The organism is Mesorhizobium liriopis, assembly GCF_024053505.1.
Classification (GTDB): domain Bacteria; phylum Pseudomonadota; class Alphaproteobacteria; order Rhizobiales; family Rhizobiaceae; genus Mesorhizobium_B; species Mesorhizobium_B liriopis.
The window spans coordinates 81881-102742 of record NZ_JAMXQS010000003.1 but is presented as its reverse complement, the minus strand read 5'-3'; the positions used below and the strand labels follow the sequence as shown (position 1 = coordinate 102742).

Here is a 20862-nt window from a genome sequence, read left to right as displayed (position 1 = left end):
GTGAATAGTCCTTGCTGACGCCTTTGCCTGCAAGAAGGCAAAATGCCCGTGGTGATTGCGACTTTGGCCTAAGCCACTCTTCGACTGCCCCTCGTATCCACTCTGTCTGACAGGAATCTGTCAGCGCGCGATATGTCCGAACGCGTCCTGCGCGAGCTGTTCGAGGCGCGGATAAAGCTTCGGCCCGCCGCAGATCGCCATGCAGCCGCTTTTGATCATGGTATCTGGATCCGGGCGCAGGATCGTGCCACCCGCTTCCTCGATCATCAGAAAGGCCGCGAGGCAGTCCCATGAATTCATGTGCTCCTCGACATAGCCGATGAGTCGGCCTGCGGCGACGTAAGCGAGCATCAGCGCGCCCGAGGCGTTGCGGAAGAAGAAGCCGCCTTCGCCGATGATGTCGCCTATGAGCTTGAGCGTCTTCTTGGCTTCCGAGCGGTTGGAAAAGCCCACGCCGACCGTGCCTTCGCCGAGTGAGGATACGTCGGCAACCTTCATCGGACGGCCGTTCACGCTTGCGCCGCCGCCACGGCTCGCGGCAAATGTCTCGCCGCTCGATGGCTCACGGATCACGCCGACCACGACGCCCTGGGCGTCCGCGCAGGCGATCGACACGCACCATGCCGGAATGCCACGCACGAAATTGGCTGTGCCGTCGATCGGGTCGATGGCCCAGGTGAAGCCCGACGTGCCCGGCCTGTCGGCATGCTCCTCACCGGTGATCCCATCTTCGGGAAAGGCTTCGGCCAAGCGCTCGCGCACGAGGATTTCCAGCTCGCGGTCGGCATTGGACACGAGATCCTGGTGACCCTTCTTCTCGATGGTCAAGGTCTCGATTTCGCGGAAATGCTTGAGCCCCAGCTCGCCCGCCTCATGCGCGATGCGGATGGCGGCCTCGCGGCGCTGTTCGATGGGTGAGGTCATGAGAGGGCTCGCATGGGACAGGAAATGCCGTCCGATGCCATGCGAAGCGGAAGACTGGCAAGCCGGAACTGTTCATCGCACCCGGCTCGCCTATGTTGAAGACGCACATCAAAGGAGCATCACGCATGGAAAAGCGCAGACTGGGCGGAACCGACATCGAAATCGCGCCGCTGGTTCTCGGCACCAATGTGATGGGCTGGACAGCCGACGAGGCGACTTCGTTCGCTGTTCTGGACGCGCTGGTCGATCAGGGCTTCACGGCCATCGACACGGCCGACGTTTATTCCCGTTGGGTGCCGGGCAATGACAGCGAGAGCGAGAAGATCATCGGCCGCTGGGTAAAAGCGCGCGGCAACCGTGACAAGGTTCATATCTTCACCAAGGTCGGGTCCGACATGGGGCAGGGGCACAAGGACCTGTCGGCCAAATGGATCGCGCAGGCCGTGGAAGACTCGCTCTCGCGCCTCCAGACCGATTACATCGACCTCTACCAGAGCCATTGGCCTGACGATCGGGTGCAGCAGGAGGAAACGCTCGGTGCTTACCAGAAGCTGATCGATGCCGGTAAAGTGCGCTTTGTCGGCGCATCGAACTACGACGAAAAGCTTTTGTCGGAAGCTCTGAAGCTTTCCGATGAAAAAGGTCTGCCGCGCTACCAGACGCTGCAGAACGAGTTCAACCTCTACGACCGCGATGCCTATGAAGGTGCCGTTCAGGACCTCGTGGTGCGCGAGGGCCTGAGCCTGATCTCCTACTATTCGCTCGCTTCGGGCTTTCTGTCGGGCAAGTACCGTTCGGAAGCCGACCTCGGCAAAAGCCAGCGCGGCGGTGGTATCAAGAAATATCTCGATAGCAAAGGCCAACGCATTCTGGCTACTCTCGATCAGGTGGCGGAGAAGACCGGCGCGAAGCATGCCGAAATCGCGCTCGCCTGGGTTGCCGCCCAGCCGGGCGTCGCAGCGCCCATCGCCTCGGCAACTTCGGTGGAGCAGTTGCAAAGCCTGACGCGCGGCGCCCAGCTGAAGCTCGATGCCGAGGACCTCGAAGCGCTGACGAGAGCCGGGCAAGCTTAAGGAGCAAAACCCGCCCTCGCGCGTTGGAGCGGATCACTATGCAATCGGACATGCGACCATGCGTATCCTGCTCGTCGAGGATCACGAAGAAATCTGGGATTTCCTGTCGCGCCGCCTCAAGCGGCGCGGTTATGACGTGGTGGTCGCAACCGACGGTCAACAGGCCGTCGACAAGGCCCGCGCCGAACTGCCCGACATCATCCTGCTCGACATGAACCTGCCCGTGCTCGACGGCTGGTCTGCTGCCAAGATCATCAAGTCCACACCGGAGACTGCCCGTACGCCGATCATCGCGCTGACGGCGCATGCCATGGCTGGCGACAAGGAAAAGACGCTCGCAGCAGGCTGCGACGACTACCATCCCAAGCCAGTCGATTTCGCAAAACTCTTGACCCAGATCGAGGCCAAGGTGCCAAATGCAGGGACTGCGGCATAACGCGATCGGCGGACCGGCTTGAACAGGGTCGCAGGCCATCGAAGTGACAACGCGTGCTTGCAGCGTCGAGGTGGCGCATGCGTCTTCACCACCTCGTCCCCTCTCGATATGGAGGAGAAAGACATGAGCGCTGCCGTTCATCCGTGTAATGAGGGCTAAGCTCCGACTCGAAGCTTGAGGATGAGGTTTGCCTTATCCTCATGGCCAAGGGTGGCGCGTGCGAGTTATCTCCTCAACCCCTGAACGCTCGCGAGCGCTCGGACGCTCATTCCAGTGATGACACTGGATGCCATACTCTGGGGCAGGATCACTCAGCCGCTACCCGTAAACCCACGACCTCTTTCACCTCCTGCTCCGTCGCTGCGGCCATCGCAGCTGCCAGCACCATCCCGATCGTCGGCGCAACGCCATCTGCGCGTGCGGCACGGCCCAGCGTCCTTGCCATTCCGCGATCGCGCTCGCGCCAGATGCCGATCCATACTTTCACATGGTCGAAATAGCGGCGCGTCAGCCGAACCGCGTGCCGCAGGTGAAGGGTGCTGAGCGGCTCCATATAGGACAGGCACACCATCTGCACGTCGCCGGCGCGCTCGGCCGTGGAGGCCTCGCATTTGCCCGATGTCGACAGCGCCACATACTGGGCGGGTAATCCGTGCTTGTTCAGCACCTGCACCAGCATATGGGCCACAATCTCGTCCAGGCTGTTCGGTTTGGCGAGGCAGAGCACGCCGCGTCCGGTGCGCCAGTCGGGCCGAAGGTCGCTCGTGGAAAGCAGGCGCATCGCCGCTTCGGTGTCGGGCCCGACCGCGCGCACGGCGGCCGCTGCTTCCGAACCAACCTGTCCGCCCTTGGGACGCGGGTCACCTACGATATGTTCGAGTGTGGCAACCAGTTCGCCGGTCGAGCGTCGCATGACCTCCTGCCGCTCGGGCGAGAGACGGCCGCGTGCGACATCTTCATGCGCAAGCCGGATCGCCTCGAGGGCGATCTCGTCATAGTAGGTGGCGAGCGAGCGTTCGCGCAGGAAATCGCGCGCCTTGGCGACCGCCTCCGACGGGTCGCCCGCAAGCATGCGTTGGTAGAAGATCTGCGCTGGCGACAGGGCCGGACTGTCGCCCAGCATCACCTCGATGAATTCAAGCTTGGCCACATGCCGCCCGATCACCACGAGGCAAACGGTGAGCGGCGTCGAAAGAACGAGCCCGATCGGCCCCCAAAGCAGCGTCCATACGGCGGCCGCCACCACCACCGCGACCGGCGACAGGCCAGTCGAATGGCCGAACACAAGCGGCTCGATCACATGACCCACGATGGGCTCGATGATCAGAAACAGCAGCAAGACCATGATCAGCATCGACCAGCCCGGATCGATCGCAAAGGCCAGAGCCAGCGGTGGGATCGCGCCGAGGAACGCGCCCACATAAGGAATGAACCGCGTGATACCCGCCAGAATCCCCCAGAGCGGCGCGCTCGGCACGCCGATCAGCCAAAGCGCGATGGCGACCACCACGCCGTAGGCCATGTTGAGTGCCAGCTGCATCAGATAGAGCCGGCTCAAGCGCCGCGCGGCATCGTCGATAAGAGCGGTGGTGTGCTGGATGTCGTCCGTGCCCATCAGGCGGATCATACGGTTGCGCAAGTCCTCCCGCGCGGACAGCACGAACAGGACGAAGACCAAGACCAGAACCGTGGTCGCCAAAGGGTGAAGCAGTGGCGACACCACGACGCCGAGCGTGCCGAGTACGCTGTGATCTTCCTGAACCACCACCGGCATCGGGCGCGGCGCGGCGTTGGTCGCGGCAGGGGAGCCATCGGCGGCGTCCTCCGCCTCACCGGGAGAGATTTCGGACGCGAAACGCGTGAACACCTCGACCGCGCGGGTAATGGAGCCACCAGGCCCCTCGCGGCTCGACAGACCTTCCACCTTTTCCTTGATCGTGGTCTGGTAGCGCGGCAGGTCGGTCGCGAGGGCGGCGAGCTGGCTACCGATGATGAAGAACAAAAGCGCGATCGCCCCGAACGCGCTTGCGACCGTCAACGCCACGGCGACGCCGCGCGGCAGCTTGAGCTTTTCCAGAAACCGCACCACGGGCGCGAGGATGAAGCTCAAGAGCATCGCGAGCGTCAGCGCCACGAAGAACTCCGCGCCGAGATAAAGCAGCAGCGCAAGCGTCAGCACCAGAAGGGCCGAGCCCAGCACGATCCAGAGCGGGACCGCGCGTTTGACGAGGCGGGCGAGTTCGAGATCCATGGCTCAGCTCACCTTCTCTGGTGCTTTTGCGTCCGCACCATCGCGCGGGCTCGCATAGGTGCGCAGCTGCGCTGCGAGTTCGCCCAAGCCTAACGTTCCCTTTTCGATCACCCTTGCCGCGTTGCCCTTGAGCTCGGCACGTTCGGCGGCGGAAAGGTCGCGGGCAGTCATCACGACCACGGGCACATTGGCCGCGTCGGGCTTCGAGCGGAACTCGCGCAGAAAGGTGAAGCCGTCCATTTCGGGCATGTTCAGATCGAGAAGCACCAGGCTCGGCGTATGAAGCGCCACCTTGGCCAAGGCATCGCGGCCATGCTCGGCTTCCGTTACCGTCCAACCCTCGCGCGACATGATCTTTTCGAGACGCGCGCGGGTATCGGTATCGTCTTCCACGATAAGCACATCGCCGACCGGTGTCTGAGGGCCGATACGCTCCATCACTTCCTTGAGGTGGTCCCAATCGACGGGCTTCACGAGGTAGTCTGCGGCGCCGAGCGAGAAGCCCAGATGCTTCTCGTCGATCACCGTGCACATGACGACCGGAATGGCGGAAAGATGCGGATCGCTCTTGAGGTTTCGCAGAACCTCCCACCCATCCATGCGCGGCATGGTCACGTCGAGCAGGATGACCTTTGGCTTGAGCGCTTCAGCGAGCGCCAGTCCCGTTTTGCCATCCCCCGCTTCGCGCACGGTGAAACCCTCGCGGCCGAGGAAGCGGGAAAGAAGATCGCGTGTGGAAGCGTCGTCGTCGATCACGAGAACCAGATCCTCCTCGCTTTCAACCGGCTTGATCTCCGTTTCGCTATCCACCACGCGCGGCTTTCCAAGCTCGGGAGGGATGGAAACCGTGAAGGTCGAGCCGAGATCGGGCTGGCTTTCCACGCTCACCTCGCCGCCCAGCATGTCGGTGAAGGCCTTGGTGATGGCGAGCCCCAAGCCCGTTCCGCCGAAGCGCCGCGTGGTCGAGGCATCGGCCTGCGTGAAGCGCTGGAAGAGGCGCGCCAACTGCTCTTCGCTCATGCCGAGGCCGGTATCCTTCACACGGAAGGTGATGCGGTCGCCCTGGTCGGAAGCTTTCCGCTCGACGGTCAGTGTGATCAGCCCGTTCTCCGTGAACTTCGCGGCGTTGCTCAGGAGGTTGATCAGGACCTGCCTGATCTTGACGACATCGGTGTGGGCGCGACCGAGGTTCGCTCCCAGTGAAAGCTCGAGCCGATTGCTTTTGTGCGACACCAGCGCATCGACGGTCGCCGCCACTTCGCGCACCATCTCGGCCACGTCGAACTCTTCCGCGTAGATCTCGACCTTGTTGGCCTCGATCTTGGAAATATCGAGCACGTCGTTGATGAGGCTGAGAAGGTGGCGCGCGTTGGATTTAATCTTGCCGAGGTCGCCCAGCAGGTGCTTCTCGCCCATTTCCTCGACTTCTTCTTCTAGCATCTCGCTGTAGCCGATCACGGCGGAAAGCGGCGTTCGCAGTTCGTGGCTCATATTGGCGAGAAACTGGCTCTTGGCGCGGTTGGCGTCCTCGGCCGCGTCGCGCGCAGCTGCCAGTTCCAGCTCCTGCTCGCGCTGTTCGGTCACGTCGGTGTTCGTGCCGAACCACCGCAGAATGCGGCCCTGATCGTCGCGGATAGGCTGCGCCATGGACAGGAACCAGCGATACGAGCCGTCCTTGCCGCGCAAGGGAAACGTATCCTGCCACGGATCGCCGTTCGCAATGGCATCGGCGAAACGTTGAGCGGCTGCTTCGAGATATTCCGGATCGTGCACCTTCTTCCAGCCGTCGTTTTCCATGTCGGCGGGCGTGGTGCCGGTATAGTCGTACCAGCGCTTGTTATACCAGTAGAGCGTGCCCTTGGTGTCCGCCATCCAGGCGAGTTGCGGGATGTTGTCGGCAAGCGTGCGGAAGCGGTCGCCCACAGCACTCAGTTCGCGCTCTGAGCGCTGCACGAGACGACGGCGGTGCCAGGCCAGCCAGGCAAAGGTTGCGCAGGCAAGCAGGGCTGAGGCGAGGGAGAGGGCGGTGAGAACGCCGGAACGCAGGCGGTCGCGGGCTGCAATGTGAACGCGGCGCTCCTCAGACTCGGCTTGCAGTGCCCCCACCTGCTCGCGCAGGCCATCCATCAAGGCCTTGCCTTCACCCGTCTGCGCGACCGCGATCGCGGCGTCGAGCCCACCATCGCGCCGCGCCGTGATCAGGCGTTCGGTATAGGCACGCTTCTGGGCAAATTGACTGAAGATCGGCTGAAGTTCGCTCTCGTCGCCCCCGCTCTGCAGCCAGAGATTGGTCACGTCGGTTTCCAGCCGCTCGACCCCTGCGACCGAATTTCGATACGGTTCGAGGTAACTGTCAGAGCCCACCAGCGCGAAGCCGCGCCCGCCCGTCTCGATATCGCGTGCAAGTGAAAGCAAGCGTTCGAGGCTGAGCGCGGCATTCGTCTGAGCCGAGATGCGGACGCGGTCCGCGCCCGTCGCGGCGAAGTTCCAGATGGTCATCGCCGCAGCCAGCAGGAACAACACGACAGCAACCGCTGAACCGTTGCGAAGCCACCAGGCACTCGAACGGAACCGCGTCAGAAAATTTCCAGTCATGTGAAGTCGGCGTGCCCCCGCGCGGTCGATTGCGCGTAACGCGCGATGAGGCATTGGGTTGCGTGGTGTTGGATTGAGCTCGCATCGTAAGCGCCTCCAAAAAAAGGAAGGCGCCTCTCGGCGCCCCCCTTACTTCAACCCAATCCCCGATCAGGCCTCCGACAACCAAACCTTCTGGAAGTCCAGTTCCTGCGTCGGATGGGCACGCAAGCCTTTCACACTGGCCTGCGAGTGCTGGTAGAGCTTGCGCCAGTAGGGCTGGATGAGGATGCCCGAGCCCTGAAGGATGGTTTCGACGTCCTTCATGATCACCTTGCGCTTCTCGACATCCGGCTCGGCGAGCGCGGCATTGAGCTTGGCGTCGAAATCCGGGTTCGACCATGCCGCCTCGTTCCAGGCCTCGCCGGTACGATAGGCGAGGGCCAGGACCTGAACGCCGAGCGGTCGCATGTTCCAGTTGGTCATGGAGAAGGGGTACTTCGTCCAGTCGTTCCAGAAGGTCGAGCCCGGCAGAACCGTGCGCTTGATCTTGATGCCGGCGTCGCGAATCTGGGCGGCGATGGCGTCGCCCGTGTTCTTGTGCCAGTCCTCGTCCACGGTGATCAGTTCGTGCTCGAAGTCGGCCTGGCCGGCATCCGCCATCAGTTTCTTGGCGCCCGCCGCGTCACGGGTTTGCTTCGGAAGCTCCACATATTCTGGGTGGATCGGCGCCACATGGTGGTTCTCGCCGACAGTGCCGGCATTGCCGTAGCCGAGCTGGAGCACGGTCGCGTTGTCGACCGCCATCTGGAGCGCCTTGCGCACTTTCTCGTCGTCGTAAGGCTTGTTGCCGAGATTGGTGCGCGCGACGATGGTTGCCGCCGTCACCACCTCGCCCTTGACCATGCCGATGCCGTCCATGATCGAGACGTAGTCGGCGGTCGTCTCGTAATTGGTATGCACCTCACCGGACTCGAAGGCCGAAACCATCGCGGACGGATCGGCGCCGTAGTCGATGAACTCGATGCCGTCGAGATTGGGCTCGCCGCGCCAGAACTTGCCATCGGCGCGCTTCTTCAGCACCACTTTCTGACCGACATCGTAGGAGACGAGCTCGTAGGCACCCGTGCCGACCGGCCACGCGGCGAATGTCGAACCCTTCTCGTCGAACTGGCGGTGGACGATGAGTGCGGGATAGTCGGTGAGGTTCGGGATGATGCCGATATCGGGCTTGGTCAGGCTGAGCTTGACGGTGAGGTCGTCGACCTTGGTCACCGCGCCCTCGCGCAGTTTGCCGGTCTTGTCATCCACGAGGCTGCCCAGGCGGCCGGGCATGGAATTGCCTTCCACGGACTTGTCGCACCAGCGGGCAAAATTGAACACCACGTCATCGGCCGTGAACTTGTCGCCATTGTTCCACGTCACGTCCGGCTTGAGCTTCAGCGTGTATTCGGTGGCGTCGTCGTTGACGTCCCAGGATTCCAGCAGACGGCCCTCGAACGTATAGTCCTCGGTGTATTTCACCAGCTGGTCGAAGGTCTGGCGCTGGGCGTTGGCGATCTCGGCCCAGTCGGCTGTCCGCGGGTCCTTGGCGTCCTTGATGAACATGGCGACCTTGATCGTGCCGCCCTTGACCGGTTCTTCCTGCGCATGGGCCTTGGAAGGTGCTGCCATTCCGATCATGCCATAGGCCATGGCCGTGGAGGCGCCGAACACGCTTGCCATGGCGAGGAACTCGCGGCGGTCGAGCTTGCCTGATTTCACGCCTTCGGCGGCGTTCCGGATGTGCTCGGGCACCCGGTCGCTGTTGCTACGATAGATCATCTGTCGCTTCCCCTTTTATCTCTTGGGAGCCGGATGATGCACGCGTCGGACGTGCCAAGGTTCGGGCTCCGCTTGCGGAAAGCAGTGCAACCTAAAGCTGGCTCTCTGGCAAGAGAAAAACGGGAAACAGGAGATCAGTCCATGCCTGCGTCGCTGTCGCGCAAGAAAGCGTCGCGCTTGTTCCAAGTATGCGTCTCGTCACAGGCCGGACACTGAAAGGTCTGCATGCCGAGATCGGTGGTTTCGAAATTTTCCGGCTCGATGGTCTGGCCGGTCGCGACCGTTTCACCGGTGCTCGGGCACTTGATGCAGATATCGGCCATGGGTTTCCCTTGCTTTTCACGATGTGGAGCGCGCTCAACGCTTGAACCGGCAAGGAGGTTCTCCATCTGCGCGAAGGCTGCGCTCCATATCGTGAGGCAACCGCCCAGGCGGCGCCGCTTTAAGACACGTTAAGGCGCGTGGTTCAGGGTATCCGCCGATGCGAGTGACAATAGACGAAATGCCGGGCGGCAGAGCGAACGAAGAAGCGGACAGCGACGAGGCGCTGATCGACCGCTTCCAGCGTGCGGCATTCCAGTATTTTCTTGACCACGCCTACCCCAAGACGGGCCTCGTGCCCGACACGACACGCAAGGACATCCCGGCGAGCATCGCGGTGATCGGCTTTGCGCTCTCGTCCTACCCGGTCGGGGTCGAGCGCGGCTGGATGAGCCGAACGGACGCCGTGGCGCTGACGCTCGCCACCCTGCGTTTCCTGACGGATGCCGAGCAATCACGCGACGAACACGCCTCCGGCTATCGCGGCTTCTTCTACCATTTCCTCGATATGAAGACCGGCCGCCGGGCCTGGAACTGCGAACTGTCCATGCTCGACACGGCATTCCTTGTTGCCGGTGGGCTGGCCGCCGCTGCCTATTTCGACAGCGAAGACGAGAGCGAAGCGGAAATCCGCACACGCGCGCAGGCGCTTTACGATCGCGTGGACTGGCGCTGGGCCATGTCCAACAAGAAGACCATCCGTCACGGCTGGCGGCCGCGCTCCGGCTTTCTGCGCTATGGCTGGGACGGCTACAATGAAGCCGCGATCCTCTACATTCTGGCGCTGGGCTCCGAAACGCACCCGATCGAAGCCAAGGCCTATGAAGCCTGGGCCAGCACCTATCGCTGGGAGCGCATTTATGGCCGTTGCCAGCTCTATGGCGGTCCGCTCTTTCTCGATCAGTTCTCGCATGCCTGGATCGACTTCGGCGGCATTCGCGACAGTTACATGCGGAAGCAGGATTCCGACTATTTCACCAACAGCCGCCTCGCCACCGAAACCCATCGGGAATATGCGAAAACGAACCCCTACGGCTTCAAGGGATACGGCGAGGATTTCTGGGGCTTGTCGGCCACCGACGGGCCCGGCAATTTCCGGCGCTCCGTGAATGGCAGGAAGCATCGCTTCTGGGGCTACAAGGCGCGCGGCGCCCCGCATGGTCCCGATGATGGCACGGTCGCGCCCTGGTCCTATCTCGCCTCGCTGCCTTTCGCGCCGGAAATCTGTCTGTCGGCCTTGCGCCATCTGGTCGAGCATTATCCGCATGCGGTGAAGGGAGACCGCATCCCGAGCGGCATCAACCCGACGCTCGCCAACACACGCGGCTTCGGGGCCGAGGGCTGGGTATCGGATGCGCTTTACGGGCTCGACCAAGGCATCATGGTGATGATGGCCGAGAACCACCGTTCGGGCCTTTTATGGAAACTGATGCGTGACGTGGCGCCCATTCGGCGCGGGCTGGAAGTGGCAGGCTTCGCAGGTGGCTGGCTGGAGAACAAGGACGCCCGCTGACCCGTGATGGAACCGCTCTCCGGTCGCCCCGGTTGCTGCCGCATCGAGCGAAACCAGCAGTCCGGAGCATTCATGAACCAGAGCAGCCTTTCCCACCCCTCGCGGCGCAAGTTCGTCGGTGGCCTGACGGTCGGTCTCAGCGGTCTGATGGCTGCATCCTCCGTGGCGTCCGCGCAAGGCAATGCGGCTATTCCTGCGACGCCCACCGGTCGCCCCGAACCCAAGCTGGAAAAGAAACCCACAGGCCCCGAGGCCGAAAAACTCGGCTGGGCCGTGGTTGGTCTGGGCGATTTCGCCCAAGGCTATGCGCTCCCCGCACTCGCCCGCGCGAGCCTTTCCAAGCCGGTGGCGCTCGTTTCGGGCAGCCAGGACAAGTTGCAGACGGTGGGCGCCCGCTATGCCATCCCGGAAAGCAGTTTCTATGCCTACGACACCATGGCCAAGATGCGCGACAATGCCGAGGTGGCGGCCGTTTATATCATCACGCCCAACTCGACGCATGCCGAACTGACGATCAAGGCGCTGGAAGCCGGCAAGCATGTGTTGTGCGAAAAACCGATGGCGAACTCGCCCGCCGAGTGCCAGCGCATGATCGACGCGGCCAAGGCTGCGAACCGCAAGCTGATGGTCGCCTATCGCGTCCACTGGGAGCCGCACAACATCCGGGCCAAGGAGATGGTCGATAAGGGCGAGCTCGGCGACGTCTGGTTCGCAGCTTCGGACCACCATCGCCCGCTGGACCCCTCGCTGCCGCGCGATGAGTGGCGTATGAAGAAGGCCATCGCGGGTGGCGGCTCGCTGGTCGATATCGGCGTCTATTCGCTGAACGGGCTGATCTGGCTGTTGGGCGAAGCGCCCAGTCGGGTCGCTGCGACAATGTTCTCGCCACCCAACGATCCGCGTTTCGCCGAGGTCGAATGCACCTTCAGCGCCCAACTCGTCTTCCCCTCGGGCCGCCGCGCCAACATTTCCTCGGGCTACGATGCTACCAAGAAGCGCGCCGACCTGTTCGGCTCCAAGGCCACGGTGGTTCTCGATCCCGCCACCGAATATGAAGGCAACAAGCTGTCGGTCTTCAGCGACAAGGGCGTCCAGGAGGTCAAGACCAAAGACGGCTCCGAAGTCCAGTTCACCGGCGAGATCGACCATTTCTCGCAAGTGATCCGCGAGAACATCCCCATCAAGACGCCTGGCGAAATGGGCCTGCGCGACGTGCGGCTGATCGAGGCTCTCTACAAGGCTGCCGATGCGGGGCAGTGGGTCGATCTGAACCCGGACATGACGGTCAAAGGCGCCTGACGCGCGATCCTGCCAAAAAAGACGCCGGGCTCAGGAAGCCCGGCGAGATCAGAGGTTTGCTGAAACCTCCAGAGGGGAACATCGGCCGGGAAAACGGGAGGAGAACCCGCACCGACCGGACCCATATGTGCAACGCCGGCGAAAAAGGCAAAACGACATTTGTCGGTTTGCGCGCGCAAATTGCGTGGGCTCGTGCTGCCATCCTCGAGGTCCAGCTTCTCCAAACAAGTTGATTCAATTGCAATTGCCGGCTTCCCGGCGACTGCCTCTCATTCATGCATCTGCTGAGACGACGGGCACAAAATGCTTCGGCTTGCGCCACCGGTGGCAGGAATGTCCCACCAGCGATGTGTGGAACAAGGCGCCGGATATGTGGCACGCTCCATGCTTGAGCGTCTGCCAAGAGGTGGGAAACGTTTGGACGGCATTCATTCAGAGCAGATTACGGCGGCTGAAGTGCCTGTGGTGAGAAGGCCCGCCACGGACGACTCCATGGCAGCGCGGGCAAGGGTGCGCCTTCAGCGCGCCGAAGGCGTTGCGCGCGTGTCGTTCCGTCGCGCGGGTCGCGGCACCGGCTTGGCGCGGCTCTATCAGGAAGGGTGCGCCAAGCTGCGCATGCCGGCCGGTCTGCCCGGTGAACCCGCGCAAGCCGTGCTCATCAACACCGCCGGCGGGCTGACGGGCGGCGACCGCTTTCGTACGCAAGTCGAGGTCGAGGCGGGCGCATCCGCCATCATCACCACCCAGGCCTGCGAACGCATCTATCGCTCCACGGGCGATGACACATTAATTGCCTCGCAACTGCATGTCGGAAAGCGTGCTGCGCTCGCCTGGCTGCCGCAGGAAACGATCCTGTTCGACCAGAGCCGCCTGCGCCGCACGCTCGATGTTGATCTCGCAAGCGACGCACGCTTCACGGCCGTCGAAGCCGTCATCTTCGGCCGCACCGCCATGGGCGAGCGCGTGCATCAAGGCCATTTCCAGGACCGATGGCGCATCCGCCGCGAGGGCCGCCTGCTCTTCGCCGACGATCTGCGCTTTTCCGGCGCCATCGACCGGGCGCTCCAGAACGCCACCGTGCTCGCCGGTAACGTCGCCATGGCCACGCTCTTTCACGCCGGTCCCGAACCCGAACGTCTTCTCGATTCAATCCGCGACGCGCTCGGCGATAATGGTGGCGCCAGCGTCTGGGGCGGCAAGCTCGTAGCCCGCGTGGTGGCGAAGGATGGCCTTCATTTGCGCCGCGCGGTCGAACCCGCCTTGCGAATCCTGATGGGCGGAAGCACCCTGCCCACCGTCTGGAAACTCTGAGATTTTTGCATGAACCTGACACCTCGCGAGAAAGACAAGCTCCTCGTCGCCATGGCGGCCGTCGTGGCACGCAAGCGGCTTGAGCGCGGCGTGAAGCTCAACCATCCGGAGGCCATCGCACTGATCAGCGATTTCGTGGTGGAGGGTGCGCGCGACGGCCGTTCGGTGGCCGATCTCATGGAAGCGGGCGCGCATGTGATCACCCGCGATCAGGTCATGGAAGGGATCCCCGAGATGATCCACGACGTGCAGGTCGAAGCCACCTTTCCCGACGGCGTCAAGCTCGTCACCGTGCACCAGCCCATCCGCTAAGCGAGTTTTCCATGAAGCGTCTCCTGCTCGTCCCTCTCTTCCTCGCGACTGCCGCGACGCCCGCCTTCGCGAATCTCGACCCGCTCGCGCACGGCTCTCTTGCGGCCGGCTTCTCGCATCCCTTTTTCGGGGGCGACCATATTCTCGCGATGGTCGCCGTTGGCCTTTGGGCGGCATTGCTGGGCGGCCGTGCGGTCTGGATCGTGCCCACTGCTTTCGTCTTGACCATGCTTGTCGGCTTTGGGGTCGCTATCGGTGGTCTGCCCGTGCCACTCGTCGAACCGGTCGTGCTGGCCTCCGTGATTGTCCTCGGCCTTCTGGCAGCTACTGCACTGCAGGCACCCGTCGCACTCGCCGCTGCCATGGTGGGCTTCCTTGCCTTCTTCCACGGCCATGCCCATGGCGGTGAACTCGGGGCTGCGGGCGCATGGCCCTTCGCCATTGGTTTCGCTGCCGCGACCGCGATCCTGCACGCGATCGGCATTGGGTTGGGCCTGGGCGCTGGCGGCCTGATGGGCCGCAACCTCGCGCGTGGCGCGGGCGCGCTGACCGCCATCGCTGGCCTTTGGCTCGCACTCGGAGCTTGAAGATGATTCCCGGCGAAATCATCACCCAAGACGGCGAGGTCACCCTCAACGAGGGCCGCGAAAGCACGGTGCTGACCGTCACCAATCGCGGCGACCGTCCCGTGCAGGTCGGCTCGCACTACCACTTCTTCGAAACCAACAGCGCGCTCGATTTCGACCGCGAACAGGCACGCGGCCGCCGGCTCGACATTGCGGCCGGCACCGCGATCCGCTTCGAGCCCGGCCAGAGCCGCGAGGTGCGGCTGGTGGATTACGCGGGCACCCGCGCCGTCTTCGGCTTCCAGGCCAAGATCATGGGAGCGCTGTGATGGCGACGACGATTTCCCGCGCCTCCTATGCGCAGATGTACGGGCCGACTGTCGGCGACAAGGTGCGCCTCGCCGACACCGATCTCGTGATCGAGGTCGAGAAGGACTTCACGACTTACGGCGAGGAGGTGAAGTTCGGCGGCGGCAAGGTGATCCGCGACGGCATGGGGCAGTCCCAGGTTTCCCGCGCGGGCGGGGCGGTCGATACTGTGATTACCAACGCGCTGATCGTCGATCACTGGGGAATCGTCAAAGCCGATATCGGCCTGCGCGACGGGCTGATCGTGGCGATCGGCAAGGCCGGCAACCCGGACGTGCAGCCCAACGTCGATATCATCATTGGCCCCGGCACCGAGGCCATCGCGGGCGAGGGGCGCATTCTGACGGCCGGCGGGGTGGATGCGCATATCCATTTCATCTGCCCCCAGCAGATCAACGAGGCTTTGACTTCCGGCGTCACCACCATGCTCGGCGGCGGCACGGGCCCCGCGCATGGCACGCTTGCCACCACCTGCACACCCGGCCCCTGGCATCTTGCCCGCATGATCCAAAGCTTCGACGCTTTCCCGATCAATCTCGGCCTGTCGGGCAAAGGCAACGCCTCGCAACCCCACGCCCTGATCGAGATGATCGAGGGCGGTGCCTGCGCGCTGAAACTCCATGAGGATTGGGGCACGACGCCCGCTGCCATCGACACCTGCCTCTCGGTCGCCGACGACTACGATGTTCAGGTGATGATCCACACGGATACGCTGAACGAGAGCGGCTTCGTTGAGGATACGATCAAGGCCTTCAAGAACCGTACGATCCACGCGTTCCACACGGAAGGGGCGGGCGGAGGGCATGCGCCCGACATCATCAAGGTCTGCGGGCTCCAGAACGTCATTCCCTCCTCGACCAACCCGACGCGGCCCTACACCCGCAACACCATCGCCGAGCATCTCGACATGCTGATGGTGTGCCACCACCTCGACCCGCGCGTGTCCGAAGACATCGCCTTTGCCGAAAGCCGCATCCGCAAGGAAACCATCGCGGCCGAAGACATCCTCCACGACATGGGCGCGTTCTCGATCATTTCGTCCGACAGCCAGGCCATGGGCCGCGTGGGCGAAGTGCTGATCCGAACTTGGCAGACCGCGCACAAGATGAAGGTACAGCGCGGCCGGTTGCTGGAAGAAACCGGCAACAACGACAATATGCGTGTGCGCCGCTATGTGGCGAAATACACGATCAACCCGGCCATCGCCCAAGGCCTGTCCAGACATGTCGGCTCGGTCGAGGTCGGCAAGCGCGCCGATCTCGTGCTCTGGAACCCGGCATTCTTCGGCGTGAAGCCCGACATGGTTCTGGTCGGCGGCACCATTGCTGTCGCGCCCATGGGCGATCCCAACGCCTCGATCCCCACGCCCCAGCCCGTGCATTACCGCCCGATGTTCGGCGCCTTCGGGCGCGGGCCGGCGATCTCATCCGTCACCTTCGTCAGCCAGGCCACGCTTGCGAATGGTCTGCAAGAACGGCTCGGCGTATCCAAGGCCATGGTCGCGGTCGAAAACACGCGCGGCGGCATCTCCAAGGCGTCGATGCGCCTGAACGACCGCACACCGGAGATCGACGTCGACCCCGAAACCTACGAGGTTCGGGCCGATGGCGAACTCCTCACCTGCGAACCCGCCGACGTCCTGCCCATGGCGCAACGCTACTTCCTGTTCTGAGAAGTTGAGTTGCGCACAAACCGCCGAAGCGCGATGATCAACGCATGAACAAGATCGAGCGCATCGTCCAAGCGTCGCTCTTTACCCGCGACTACGCCGCCTGGGCTTTGCAGCAGGCGGCCGACTTGCGTGCGGGCGCGTGGGGAAATCTCGACCGTGACAATCTCGCCGAAGAGGTGGAAAGCTTGGGGCGCAGCGAACGCAATGAGATCGAAAGCCGCCTCGTCGTGCTCCTCGCCCATCTTCTCAAGTGGAAATTCCAGCCCGAAAAGCGAAGCGGCAGCTGGGAAGGAACGATCCTCGAACAACGCACCCGGATATCGCGCCGCCTTGCCGAGAGCCCAAGCCTGAAGAACTTTCCATCGGAAATCCTCGCCGAGGAATACGAGATCGCGCGACTGAACGCAGCAGGCGAAACGAGCCTCGACCGCGCCACCTTTCCCTCAACCTGCCCCTTCACGCTGGCGCAGATTCTCGACAAGAGCTTTCTGCCCTGACTTCTCCGCTCCGGCAGCACATTGCACTGGCAAACCCATGAAACTCTCCGTCAACACCGATTTCACCAAGTTCCCGCGCGCGGGCTCGTTTCGCCGCGCGGCCGACGCGGCAGGCGCTCCCGCGCCCTTCGACCACGCCGTGCTCGAACATGACGAACGCCATTTGCGCCGTCGCGTTCTGACGCTGAAGAACGGCGAGCGGATCCTGGTGGACCTCATCGCTCCCGTGGCGTTGACTGACGGCGATCTGCTCGAACTGGAAGACGGCCGCACGGTCGGCATCGTGGCGCCCGACGAGGAGGTCTATGTGGTCGAGGCGCGAGACCCCGTACATTTGACAGCACTCGCCTGGCATATCGGCAACCGGCATCTGCCGGCAGCCATCGAAGCCACCCGCATCGTGATCCTGCGGGACCATGTGATCCGCGACATGCTCCAAGGCCTCGGCGCGCGGGTGACGGAGGCCGTCGAGCCTTTCAACCCCTTGCGTGGCGCCTATTCCGGCCACGGCCATGAGCATGGCGGGCACCATCACCATGACCATGATCATGGACACCAACAAAAGCATGAGCGCCATGCCCACGATCACCATGACCACCATGGGCATGAACACCATCACGAGCATGGTCATCGCCACGACCACAACCCGCCGCACGGTGCGCCGGGGCATGTGCATGGGCCGAACTGCCGGCATGGCTGATCCGCAGCTTCTGCGGCTTCTGACATGGCTGTCGCCCGCTTTCCCGGTGGGCGCCTTCGCCTATAGCCATGGCGTCGAGCGCGCGATCCACGACAACACGATCCGCGACCGTGCGACGCTCGTCGCCTGGCTGTCGGACCTGCTCACCCAAGGCTCCGGCTGGAACGACGCCGTGCTCTGCGCCGCGAGCTGGCGCGGCGAGGACGTGGCGGAACTTGCTGAAGCCATGGCCGGTTCGCGCGAGCGCCACATGGAAACCACGCTGCAGGGCGAGGCGTTCGTGCAAGCCGCCGAACCATGGACGGGCGAGGGCCGCCCGGCGCCCTATCCCGTCGCCGTCGGCCATGCCGCACGAAACCAGGGCATCGCACTCGATGCGGTTCTCACCGCCTATCTCCACGCTTTCTCTTCCAACATCGTCCAGGCCGCCGTCCGTCTCGTGCCGCTCGGGCAGCGTGACGGGGTAGCGACACTTGCCGCCCTCGAACCCGTCATTCTCGACACCGCCGCCCGCGCGAGTCAGTCAACGCTCGACGATCTCGGGGCGGCTACGGTCCTTTCCGATATCGCCGCCATGCGGCACGAAACACAGTATTCGAGGGTATTCCGCTCATGACATCGCCCAACGGCCCCTTGCGCGTCGGCATCGGTGGCCCTGTCGGCGTCGGCAAGACGACGCTGACCGAAATGCTCTGCAAGGCCATGCGCGATCGCTATTCGGTCGCCGTCGTCACCAACGACATCTTCACCAAGGAAGACGAGCTGATCCTGAACCGCGTCCAGGCACTGCCTGAAGAGCGCATCATGGGCGTCGAAACCGGCGGCTGCCCGCACACCGCGATCCGCGAGGACGCCTCGATCAATCTCGCGGCCATCGCCGAGATGCGCCGCCGCTTTCCCGATCTCGACGTGGTGTTCATCGAATCGGGCGGCGACAACCTCGCAGCCACCTTCTCGCCCGACCTCGCCGACATCACGCTCTATCTGATCGATGTGGCCGGCGGCGAGAAAGTGCCGCGCAAGGGCGGTCCCGGCATCACGCGCTCGGATCTGCTCATCATCAACAAGATGGACCTCGCTCCTTATGTCGGTGCCGATCTCGACGTGATGCGTTCGGACACCGAGCGCATGCGGGGGTCGCGCCCCTTCGTCTTCACCGATATGCGCCGCCGCCAGGGGCTCGAAACGATCATCGAGTTTCTGGAAGAAGAGGGTGGCTTGAGGCACTGAAGCCGAGGCCTGCCGTGGCCGTATTCATGCCTTGCTTTCATGATGATGCGTGCGCGGGGGCGGACCGTGGGTTCCGCGAAACCTTGTCTTAACCACGCCGCCGCATTGTCCGGGGACCATGCCAGCTTCTTCGACGCCCAGTTTCCGCAGCCTTCTTCGCAACGCGCTCCGCAAAGCGCGCACGCCTTTGATCATCGCCGCAACCAGCCTTTCACTCTCAGGCTGTGTCTCGAGCGTGCTCGACGTGGATACGAAAGCCATCCAGCCGATCCCGGCGAAGCTCGTAAGCCAGATGCGCGCGAAAGGCATGACGCCGTCCTCGCCCATCCTCGTGCGCATCTTCAAGCAGGAAAGCGAGCTGGAAGTCTGGAAGCAGAACGCCCAGGGCCGCTACGCGCTTCTCAAGACCTATCCGATGTGCCGCTGGTCGGGCAAACTCGGGCCGAAGACCAAGATCGGCGACCGTCAGGCGCCCGAAGGCTTCTATCATGTGTCCAACAGCATGATGAACCCGAAGTCGCAATATTATCTGTCGTTCAATCTCGGCTACCCGAACAAGCTCGAATCCGCGCTCGGCTACTCCGGTGAGGCGCTGATGATCCACGGCGCCTGCTCGTCGTCCGGCTGCTATGCGCTGACCGATGAAGGCGTGGCCGAAATCTATGCGCTTGCCCGCGACGCGCTGAAGGGCGGCCAGCAATCCTTCCAGGTGCAGGCCTTTCCCTTCCGCATGTCGCCCGAAAACATGGCGCGCAACCGCAGCGACGAAAACTTCGTCTTCTGGCAGGACCTCAAGAAGGGCTATGACAGCTTCGAGGTCACCAGGCGCCAGCCCAAGGTTTCCTATTGCTCGCGCAAATACGTCTTCGACACGCAGTGGTCGAACGGCGAGCCCACCGACCCGCTCGCCGCCTGCCCGCCGGCCGCTGGCGGCCCCGATCCGCTCGTGGCTGCGCGCGAGCAGAAGGACCGGGTCGCCTTCGAGCGCTTCGCCACGACCACCACGGCCGCTCCCGTCGCCTACAGCTATTCCGACGGCGGCATGCACGAAAGCTTCCGCAAACTCCTCAAGCGTGACGGCGAAAAGAAACTCTCGACCCGCACCTCGCTGACCGCGGTGCCGATCAGCCGGCCATCTGCGGCGCTGGCCGACCCATACGCGGGCGATTGACCGGCCCCTCCCACCTATAACGCCTCGGAGTAGCCTTGCCGCCGGATGAACCAATCCGGCGAGCGGTCGTTGGCGCCGCATGCTCGTTATGCGGGACACCCGAGACATGTCGATCAGAGCCCTTGGCTATGTCGCCAGGCAGACCTTCTCGCGCCTGACGCTGCTCGATTTCGAGTGTGAGGAAGCGCGCTCGCGCGAAGTCGAGATCGGCATCCTTTATGACGGTGTTTGCCGCCCCGACACATGACGCATCACCAGTGCCGCTGGCGGGTGACAACCAAGTTCTGAGGAGAAAATCATGTCGCTTGAAAAGATGATTCAGCTTCATCCGGATGTGGGAAGTGATTTCAATGCGCTTCTTGCTACCGCTGCGCGCCATTCAATGCTGTGCTCGCTGTTCTGCACGTCATGCGCGGATGCCTGTTCGGGCGAGGCGATGGACATGCGCCAGTGCATTCGCACCTGTTCCGACTGCGCCGACATCTGCGTCGCTACCGCGCGCGTCGCCGTGCGCCGTACCGGCCAGAACATCGCCATGCTCCGCACCCAACTCGAAACCTGCATCCGCGCCTGCGAACTCTGCGCCGAGGAATGCGAGAAGCATGACCACGACCACTGCAAGCTCTGCGCCACGATGTGCCGTGAGTGCGCGGACGACTGCCGCAAGGCCCTGCCGACCGTCAATTGAAGCCGCCGTTAAGCCGAAAATTTCAGTGAGAATGGCGGACAGAGAGTCCGCCATAGTAGGGTTTGTCACTATCTATAGCTGTCTAGAGAAATGGCGTAGTATCAAGCTTTTGGTGGAGGAATGCGTCTTTC

21 protein-coding genes are annotated in these 20862 nt (G+C 63.2%); 16 read left to right on the top strand and 5 right to left on the bottom strand.

Going from position 1 to position 20862, the window contains the following annotated elements; all coding sequences use genetic code 11:
* Positions 1-120 precede the first annotated feature (120 nt).
* Complete coding sequence (locus tag NGM99_RS06220; protein WP_252817165.1) at positions 121-924, bottom strand: inositol monophosphatase family protein; 804 nt, start codon at positions 922-924, stop codon at positions 121-123.
* A 125-nt stretch (positions 925-1049) separates the two neighbouring features.
* Between NGM99_RS06220 and NGM99_RS06215 the strand changes: the two genes are divergently transcribed.
* Both NGM99_RS06215 and NGM99_RS06210 read left to right on the top strand, forming a co-directional pair.
* Entirely contained in the window at positions 1050-1997 is a 948-nt protein-coding gene (locus tag NGM99_RS06215) for an aldo/keto reductase (RefSeq protein WP_252817162.1), read from the top strand.
* A gap of 58 nt (positions 1998-2055) precedes the next feature.
* Positions 2056-2433: a response regulator gene (locus NGM99_RS06210; protein ID WP_252817161.1), complete on the top strand. Its 378-nt coding sequence runs from the start codon at positions 2056-2058 to the stop codon at positions 2431-2433.
* 307 nt (positions 2434-2740) lie between these two features.
* Here the strand turns inward: NGM99_RS06210 and NGM99_RS06205 are convergent, their stop codons facing one another.
* The 4 genes from NGM99_RS06205 to NGM99_RS06190 form a co-directional block, all read right to left on the bottom strand.
* Positions 2741-4684: an AI-2E family transporter gene (locus NGM99_RS06205; RefSeq protein WP_252817159.1), complete on the bottom strand. Its 1944-nt coding sequence runs from the start codon at positions 4682-4684 to the stop codon at positions 2741-2743.
* A gap of 3 nt (positions 4685-4687) precedes the next feature.
* On the bottom strand, positions 4688-7279 hold the full coding sequence (locus NGM99_RS06200) for a response regulator (protein ID WP_252817157.1): 2592 nt from the start codon (positions 7277-7279) through the stop codon (positions 4688-4690).
* Between the two features lie 150 nt (positions 7280-7429).
* Positions 7430-9082: an ABC transporter substrate-binding protein gene (locus NGM99_RS06195; protein WP_252817155.1), complete on the bottom strand. Its 1653-nt coding sequence runs from the start codon at positions 9080-9082 to the stop codon at positions 7430-7432.
* Between the two features lie 134 nt (positions 9083-9216).
* Positions 9217-9405, bottom strand: coding sequence for a hypothetical protein (locus NGM99_RS06190; protein ID WP_252817153.1), 189 nt, complete (start codon positions 9403-9405; stop codon positions 9217-9219).
* Positions 9406-9563: 158 nt separating this feature from the next.
* Between NGM99_RS06190 and NGM99_RS06185 the strand changes: the two genes are divergently transcribed.
* The 14 genes from NGM99_RS06185 (at position 9564) to NGM99_RS06120 (ending at position 20731) form a co-directional block, all read left to right on the top strand.
* Positions 9564-10916 (top strand): glucoamylase family protein, encoded by a 1353-nt coding sequence (locus NGM99_RS06185; protein ID WP_252817151.1) that lies wholly within the window; start codon positions 9564-9566, stop codon positions 10914-10916.
* 72 nt (positions 10917-10988) lie between these two features.
* Positions 10989-12215, top strand: coding sequence for a Gfo/Idh/MocA family protein (locus tag NGM99_RS06180; protein WP_252817149.1), 1227 nt, complete (start codon positions 10989-10991; stop codon positions 12213-12215).
* A 492-nt stretch (positions 12216-12707) separates the two neighbouring features.
* The gene (locus tag NGM99_RS06175; protein ID WP_252817147.1) at positions 12708-13526 is read left to right on the top strand and encodes an urease accessory protein UreD; all 819 of its coding nucleotides are present in this window, start codon (positions 12708-12710) and stop codon (positions 13524-13526) included.
* A gap of 9 nt (positions 13527-13535) precedes the next feature.
* Entirely contained in the window at positions 13536-13838 is a 303-nt protein-coding gene (locus NGM99_RS06170) for an urease subunit gamma (RefSeq protein ID WP_252817145.1), read from the top strand.
* 11 nt (positions 13839-13849) lie between these two features.
* The gene (locus NGM99_RS06165; protein WP_252817142.1) at positions 13850-14425 is read left to right on the top strand and encodes a HupE/UreJ family protein; all 576 of its coding nucleotides are present in this window, start codon (positions 13850-13852) and stop codon (positions 14423-14425) included.
* A gap of 2 nt (positions 14426-14427) precedes the next feature.
* The gene (locus NGM99_RS06160; RefSeq protein WP_252817140.1) at positions 14428-14733 is read left to right on the top strand and encodes an urease subunit beta; all 306 of its coding nucleotides are present in this window, start codon (positions 14428-14430) and stop codon (positions 14731-14733) included.
* A complete protein-coding gene (ureC, locus tag NGM99_RS06155) occupies positions 14733-16445 on the top strand; it encodes an urease subunit alpha (RefSeq protein WP_252817137.1) in 1713 nt (570 codons plus the stop codon). The genes NGM99_RS06160 and ureC overlap by 1 nt, the downstream gene beginning before the upstream one ends.
* A gap of 44 nt (positions 16446-16489) precedes the next feature.
* On the top strand, positions 16490-16942 hold the full coding sequence (locus NGM99_RS06150; protein WP_252817135.1) for a DUF29 domain-containing protein: 453 nt from the start codon (positions 16490-16492) through the stop codon (positions 16940-16942).
* Between the two features lie 37 nt (positions 16943-16979).
* Positions 16980-17642: an urease accessory protein UreE gene (locus NGM99_RS06145; protein ID WP_252817133.1), complete on the top strand. Its 663-nt coding sequence runs from the start codon at positions 16980-16982 to the stop codon at positions 17640-17642.
* Positions 17611-18258, top strand: a complete 648-nt coding sequence (locus NGM99_RS06140) for an urease accessory protein UreF (protein WP_252817757.1) — start codon at positions 17611-17613, stop codon at positions 18256-18258. Before NGM99_RS06145 ends, NGM99_RS06140 begins: the two co-directional genes overlap by 32 nt.
* Positions 18255-18872: an urease accessory protein UreG gene (ureG, locus tag NGM99_RS06135; protein ID WP_252817131.1), complete on the top strand. Its 618-nt coding sequence runs from the start codon at positions 18255-18257 to the stop codon at positions 18870-18872. Before NGM99_RS06140 ends, ureG begins: the two co-directional genes overlap by 4 nt.
* A gap of 187 nt (positions 18873-19059) precedes the next feature.
* Positions 19060-20043 carry a L,D-transpeptidase family protein gene (locus NGM99_RS06130; protein ID WP_252817128.1) on the top strand — a complete coding sequence of 328 codons (984 nt, stop codon included), beginning with the start codon at positions 19060-19062 and terminating at the stop codon, positions 20041-20043.
* Positions 20044-20149: 106 nt separating this feature from the next.
* Complete coding sequence (locus NGM99_RS06125; protein ID WP_252817127.1) at positions 20150-20290, top strand: hypothetical protein; 141 nt, start codon at positions 20150-20152, stop codon at positions 20288-20290.
* 51 nt (positions 20291-20341) lie between these two features.
* Positions 20342-20731, top strand: a complete 390-nt coding sequence (locus NGM99_RS06120) for a four-helix bundle copper-binding protein (protein WP_252817125.1) — start codon at positions 20342-20344, stop codon at positions 20729-20731.
* The last annotated feature ends 131 nt before the right edge of the window (positions 20732-20862 follow it).

Coding starts and splice junctions, on each gene's coding strand:
- NGM99_RS06220 (WP_252817165.1), bottom strand. CDS start 924: ATGACCTCACCCATCGAACAGCGCCGCGAGGCCGCCATCCGCATCGCG.
- NGM99_RS06215 (WP_252817162.1), top strand. CDS start 1,050: ATGGAAAAGCGCAGACTGGGCGGAACCGACATCGAAATCGCGCCGCTG.
- NGM99_RS06210 (WP_252817161.1), top strand. CDS start 2,056: ATGCGTATCCTGCTCGTCGAGGATCACGAAGAAATCTGGGATTTCCTG.
- NGM99_RS06205 (WP_252817159.1), bottom strand. CDS start 4,684: ATGGATCTCGAACTCGCCCGCCTCGTCAAACGCGCGGTCCCGCTCTGG.
- NGM99_RS06200 (WP_252817157.1), bottom strand. CDS start 7,279: ATGACTGGAAATTTTCTGACGCGGTTCCGTTCGAGTGCCTGGTGGCTT.
- NGM99_RS06195 (WP_252817155.1), bottom strand. CDS start 9,082: ATGATCTATCGTAGCAACAGCGACCGGGTGCCCGAGCACATCCGGAAC.
- NGM99_RS06190 (WP_252817153.1), bottom strand. CDS start 9,405: ATGGCCGATATCTGCATCAAGTGCCCGAGCACCGGTGAAACGGTCGCG.
- NGM99_RS06185 (WP_252817151.1), top strand. CDS start 9,564: ATGCGAGTGACAATAGACGAAATGCCGGGCGGCAGAGCGAACGAAGAA.
- NGM99_RS06180 (WP_252817149.1), top strand. CDS start 10,989: ATGAACCAGAGCAGCCTTTCCCACCCCTCGCGGCGCAAGTTCGTCGGT.
- NGM99_RS06175 (WP_252817147.1), top strand. CDS start 12,708: ATGGCAGCGCGGGCAAGGGTGCGCCTTCAGCGCGCCGAAGGCGTTGCG.
- NGM99_RS06170 (WP_252817145.1), top strand. CDS start 13,536: ATGAACCTGACACCTCGCGAGAAAGACAAGCTCCTCGTCGCCATGGCG.
- NGM99_RS06165 (WP_252817142.1), top strand. CDS start 13,850: ATGAAGCGTCTCCTGCTCGTCCCTCTCTTCCTCGCGACTGCCGCGACG.
- NGM99_RS06160 (WP_252817140.1), top strand. CDS start 14,428: ATGATTCCCGGCGAAATCATCACCCAAGACGGCGAGGTCACCCTCAAC.
- ureC (WP_252817137.1), top strand. CDS start 14,733: ATGGCGACGACGATTTCCCGCGCCTCCTATGCGCAGATGTACGGGCCG.
- NGM99_RS06150 (WP_252817135.1), top strand. CDS start 16,490: ATGAACAAGATCGAGCGCATCGTCCAAGCGTCGCTCTTTACCCGCGAC.
- NGM99_RS06145 (WP_252817133.1), top strand. CDS start 16,980: ATGAAACTCTCCGTCAACACCGATTTCACCAAGTTCCCGCGCGCGGGC.
- NGM99_RS06140 (WP_252817757.1), top strand. CDS start 17,611: ATGTGCATGGGCCGAACTGCCGGCATGGCTGATCCGCAGCTTCTGCGG.
- ureG (WP_252817131.1), top strand. CDS start 18,255: ATGACATCGCCCAACGGCCCCTTGCGCGTCGGCATCGGTGGCCCTGTC.
- NGM99_RS06125 (WP_252817127.1), top strand. CDS start 20,150: ATGTCGATCAGAGCCCTTGGCTATGTCGCCAGGCAGACCTTCTCGCGC.
- NGM99_RS06120 (WP_252817125.1), top strand. CDS start 20,342: ATGTCGCTTGAAAAGATGATTCAGCTTCATCCGGATGTGGGAAGTGAT.